Below are 1,411 nucleotides of genomic sequence, written 5' to 3' on the forward strand. Positions count from 1 at the left end.
GACACGATGACATTGCCGCCGCAGGCCATGCCGATGCCGCCCTCGCGCTCCGAGAGGTCATAGGCCCGCAGGGCCTATTGCAATAATAGTCCTGTAGATTTGTATGATCCGAGCGGTAATGCGGCTGGAAAGTCTTTCTTGACCGTAATGGAGGATTGTGCCGGTGGAAGGCCGCGCGAGTTGGATCCCAATGGCATTTATCAGTACGCTCCAAGTGGAACAGAGGCTCTGTTGCTTTATGAGTCCCCTTATGATTCCCGCGCCAATCTTACGAGAAAAGTAACATACCTTTCTCCTGCACAAACACGTGAATATGTTGAGAATTTAGCGTACTCCAGTTTCATTGGCACAAGTTCACCAGAAAAAATATTGGGAGGTATTGCGGGGTCGTATTTACTAAACTATACCGACAAATTGCTTACTCCGGCACAAGGGGCTACACTTACAGCAGCAATTATTTGGATGCAAACTTATCAACACTCAGCCGAATCAATCCGTGCCCGTCAAATGATAGAAATTATGAATAGCGGAACCGGAATGGTCATTGTTAATTTCACAATTTATGGAACGCAATGTGTTGCATATCTCCCGTGGGATTCAAACTCTCGCGGGGGAGATTACGGAATATATCCCTATGCTCGAATTGGTTGATAAGTGAGGTGTCTAGACAATGAAAATCTTTCTGAGAAGGGTACCATTTTTCGCACAGCAACTTCTTGGTTGGGCTTATCTTGTATTTTGGGTTTTGAAAATCGTCTCTCCAGAAATACAAGTGCAATTATCGCATTTACCTAGGCTTGTATATGATTTGCTGCTATTCGTTACGCTGAATGCATTCATTCAAGTACTTTCTGCACTTCGACGCCGGAAAAAAGCAACCCAGTTTCTCAGCACGCTGCCCACACAGTTTTATGAGACAGTCCATACTCTTTCCGCGATGCCAATTGTATACCTGAGTTCTGCAAAATCCAGAAGGAGGCCGACAGCTGTCCGGGTTGGTGGAATGTTTGTCCAACCGGCACAGCAAGCCTGCGCAGAAAATATACAAACGGCAGCAGAGCTTGCAGCACAGCTCCGGAACGTGTTGCAAGAGCGTGAAAACAAATTGTATGCAGATTATTCGGAACCTCCTCAAGTTGATTTCAGCTTCCGGAATTTGGGCGTCGATGTTTACCGCATTAAAATTCGCAGCTCTGACCTGAATAGCTATACTGAACTGTACTATTCCCCGCTCGGGAAGACGAAAGCCTTAAAGGAACGGACGTGGTTCCCGCCGGTCGAGCTTGCTCCGGCGTGGTTTGTGTAAGCCATTGCGGGAATGTCATACCGTACATAGGATGAATTAGGAATACCTGCTAAAGATGAATGTTTCATCTTTAGCAGGTACACCAAAACGAACAGGCAGGTGATA

Annotated in this window: 2 protein-coding genes; both read left to right on the forward strand. The window is 46.5% G+C overall.

The genetic code is table 11. From position 1 onward, the window contains the following. Positions 1-138: 138 nt before the first annotated feature. A complete protein-coding gene (locus tag WMO66_RS01730) occupies positions 139-651 on the forward strand; it encodes a hypothetical protein (protein ID WP_349134688.1) in 513 nt (170 codons plus the stop codon). Between the two features lie 19 nt (positions 652-670). Further along, positions 671-1,306 (forward strand): hypothetical protein, encoded by a 636-nt coding sequence (locus tag WMO66_RS01735; protein ID WP_349134689.1) that lies wholly within the window; start codon positions 671-673, stop codon positions 1,304-1,306. Positions 1,307-1,411: the final 105 nt, after the last annotated feature.

The organism is Faecousia intestinalis (genome assembly GCF_040096185.1).
In the GTDB taxonomy this organism is placed as follows: Bacteria; Bacillota; Clostridia; order Oscillospirales; family Oscillospiraceae; genus JAZOXB01.